Origin of the sequence: Novosphingobium chloroacetimidivorans (genome assembly GCF_014204535.1) — a bacterium.
GTDB classification, from domain to species: domain Bacteria; phylum Pseudomonadota; class Alphaproteobacteria; order Sphingomonadales; family Sphingomonadaceae; genus Novosphingobium; species Novosphingobium chloroacetimidivorans.
This window is the reverse complement of record NZ_JACHLR010000063.1, coordinates 1-3,394: the sequence shown is the minus strand read 5'-3', so window position 1 is coordinate 3,394 and position 3,394 is coordinate 1. Positions and strand designations below refer to the sequence as shown.

The following is a 3,394-nucleotide window of genomic DNA, read 5'->3' as shown; positions in this document are numbered from 1 at the left end:
GGCTCCGCTGCGCAGGCCATTGCTCAACCCGCGCTCACGCGTAACAAAGCTGCCCGGCTCTAATCCGTGCTGGTGGATACCAGGGGGTCACGTCACTTGGACTCCTGACAGACGCGGGCCTCGTCCTGCCGCCACAGCTCTATCGGCGTTTATCTCGGGAGCCTCCGCTTGATCTTCGCCAATCGGCAACGAGGCTCTCTTAAAATCGGCAATGTCAACAGGTTAGAAATAAAGCCGCTCACTCGTCCTCGCGCTCGATCCCTGTGGAGGAGCCTACATCGGAAACGGTTTGGTTTCTCTTTCCCGGCGATCGGACGCGAGGACGTTGGGCAGGAACGTTGCATTGCCGATGAGGTAGCGACCCGCCAATCGTCGCGGTTCGCGTAACAGACGATAGATCCATTCCATGCGCAGCTTGCGCAGCCACAAGGGAGCGCGCTTAACTGTACCCGCATAGAAGTCAAGCAGGGCGCCGACGCACATCACCGTTACATTGAGACGATCGATGTTTTGCGCAACCCACATCTCCTGGCGGGGGTGCCCCATGGCTACCAGTACGAGATCGGCACGGGATGCTGCAATGCGAGACAAAAGCCCGCTTTCGTCTGCTTCTACAAAGAAACCGTGCTGTGTCCCTACCACTTCTATATGGCGGTGCTCTTGATTGATGGCACGCGCAGCGCGCTCTGCAACGCCTGTCGAGCTGCCTAAGAGGAAGAGGCGCGTACTACCAGGGAGCCGATCCAGCAGTTCAGGGGTGAAGTCGGTTCCGTTGAGGTTGGCGGGGAAGGGCTTACGATAAAGCCAGCGACTTGCCAAGTCTACTCCAACCCCGTCGTTCAACACAAGAGCTCGTTGCAATGCGCTCGAGAAGCCCTCATTCTGCTGAGCCATATTGGCGGTATGGGCATTGGCGAAGCAGATCATATATGACCTCTTCGACCTGATCGCTGCTACGACAAGCGAAAGTGCTTGCTCTTTTTCCAGCACAGCGATGTCGATCTTACCAACGCGCCGAAGGGTGATCGGATTTTCTAATACTTGGGTCATTGTCTTGCTCTCGGCTAGGTCAAATGGGCGGTTTGCGCATTGTGGAACTCATGCTCCTTGAACAGTTTACCCCTTTCAAGAACGCCCAAGCCTAGTTCGAGAGCGCGACTCCCGTGCCGGACGAAGTTAGCCAACCACCCTGCGGCAGCTCGACGGCATCGCAAGCCGTTTGCGGGAATGCTTCTGGATTGACGATATGGTTACAGCTGAGGCAAGCCAGCATGATCGTCTCACGGGCAAGTTGCAAGGCGGCCAAGGCAACGGCCGCAGCATCAGCGCGGCTAGATAGTTCGACAATGATTTCAGCCCCGTTCTTCGAGCCGAGCTGAGAGTCGACATATTCGAGATGGTAAGCTCCGGTCAACACCACGGGCGCCGCACTGGCGGCCCATCGGCTCAACGTTGCTACAAAAAAGGCTTGAGTGCTGACTAGCGAAAGAAATTGGCTTGACGAAAAAACCCTGCTTCTCAGCCTAGCTCTGGCGCTAATGGCGCCGTGAAAGAATACGGGCTTGAGCCAGCTCATGCCCGGTCCACCACCTTGCTACCCCGTCAACACATCTACCCCGCTGATTTAGAAACATGGACGACGAGTCCCCTCGTGCTTTATGCTATGGTAAGCATATGAGGCCCTCGCGCGCCCTTCTGACCGGCCGCCTTCAGTGCCTTGAAAAAGCGATCAGATCAGCGAACGCGTCTCCTTTCCATGCCTCGCCCCTTCCGCTCAGAGGCTTAACCTATGATCGAAAAACATTCTAGTGGCGCAGTGACGCCCGAGCAAACAGGCGTTTGTGCATCACACGTTAAGATGGTCGGCGGTACGAGGCACAAGACAGCCAAAAGCCTTTCACGGCATCAACAATTTACAAGCGGGCGATCCCGCCCAGTGGTACTATGAAGCAGCCATGATGATTAGCTCCCAAGTCTCAAAGATGGGTACTGGATCAACTGCACTGAAATGCCTCCTTGTTGCTCTTCTTCTGGTCACCGCTGTGGCGCTCCTAGTTCTGGGCACGCAGCCACTCACGCTTCAAAATCACGGTCGCGCAGAACACAACGAGCGCAAACGCGTGCTCCGTCGCAGCGAGGTTCCCCTAGTCGAGCCTGTTGCACTAAAAACGGTGCCACTTGCAAATGCGCGTGCCATCAACACCGCCGTACCATTCAGTACTGAACCTAATCCACCAGCACGGCCCTTTGAGTTCACCGGAAGTAACAAAGATAGACTGCGTGCAGTCGCTTGCCTCGCGGCAGCTGTGCTCTACGAAGCGGGCGATGATAGCACAGGCCAGAAGGCGGTAGCACAGGTCGTGCTGAACCGCGTTCGTCATCCAGCATTTCCGAAAAGCATCTGCGGCGTTGTTTTTCAAGGTTCTGAGCGGCAGACGGGGTGCCAGTTTACCTTCACTTGTGATGGTGCGCTGCGTCGCTCGTATGCCGATCAGTCGTGGGCGCGCGCGCGCATTGTCGCGGAAGGGGCGCTGTCTGGTAACGTCTTCCAACCGGTCGGTCAGGCGACCCACTACCATACGGACTGGGTAGTCCCATACTGGAGCTCCAGCCTGGACAAAATCGTCGCTGTGGGAACGCACCTCTTCTTTCGTTGGACCGGTTGGTGGGGCACACCACCAGCCTTTCGGTTTGCGGCGACCGGGGTAGAGCCGCATATCCCGCAGCTCGCCTCGCGCTTCCCAGAACATGCTCAGAGCGCGGGAGCGCTGGAGGCAGAGGCTGAGTCCGCCGGGCATGCTCCAGCGCTCGCGGGTAACGCTACTCAGGGCCAATCTACGGATGACGGCATCTTCTTCGTACAACTCTCGACGAAGAACGCGGAGATTTTTCCGGTGATGGCTGCTCGTGCTTGCGGAGATCGGGCTTATTGCTGGTTTGTAGGGTGGACGGACACAAGTAAAATGCCGCGCAACAACACGGCGGACTTCCTACCCGCACAGCGCAATTCCATGTCGTTTAGCTACCTCTACGATCGCAATAGCAAATTCGAAAAAGCGCTATGGAATTGTCACCAGTTTAAGCGTCCAGCTGAGCAGTGTCTACGCGGCGAAACAGGTTGAGGGAGTGGTTCTTCGCTTGATATCTCGACCCGCGACGGTGCCTCTTACTCGCTTGATCGCAATGACGCGTCCCCCTCACCCGACCGCCAACCCATCGCCGTTTCCTTCGTGATGGCACTCTATAAGTCACATGATCTGCCCAATGCAAACTTCTCTCCGATTTCGCTCTACATGGAAGGTAAGCGTCCGGTCTGGGGCGCCTTGCGCGACGGGTAATCGGCAAGCCACAGGTGCGGCACTGTGGACAGCACCGGTGCGGCACTTATGGCTAC

Annotated in this window: 3 protein-coding genes; 1 reads left to right on the top strand and 2 read right to left on the bottom strand. The window is 57.0% G+C overall.

The window, feature by feature from the left end; translation table 11 throughout:
• Positions 1-273: 273 nt before the first annotated feature.
• Both HNO88_RS21710 and HNO88_RS21705 read right to left on the bottom strand, forming a co-directional pair.
• Complete coding sequence (locus HNO88_RS21710; RefSeq protein ID WP_184250886.1) at positions 274-1,050, bottom strand: WecB/TagA/CpsF family glycosyltransferase; 777 nt, start codon at positions 1,048-1,050, stop codon at positions 274-276.
• A gap of 91 nt (positions 1,051-1,141) precedes the next feature.
• Positions 1,142-1,576, bottom strand: a complete 435-nt coding sequence (locus tag HNO88_RS21705) for a glycosyltransferase family protein (RefSeq protein WP_184250884.1) — start codon at positions 1,574-1,576, stop codon at positions 1,142-1,144.
• Positions 1,577-1,955: 379 nt separating this feature from the next.
• On the opposite strand from HNO88_RS21705, the gene HNO88_RS21700 reads away from it, so the two are divergent.
• Complete coding sequence (locus HNO88_RS21700; RefSeq protein WP_184250882.1) at positions 1,956-3,122, top strand: cell wall hydrolase; 1,167 nt, start codon at positions 1,956-1,958, stop codon at positions 3,120-3,122.
• Positions 3,123-3,394 lie beyond the last annotated feature (272 nt).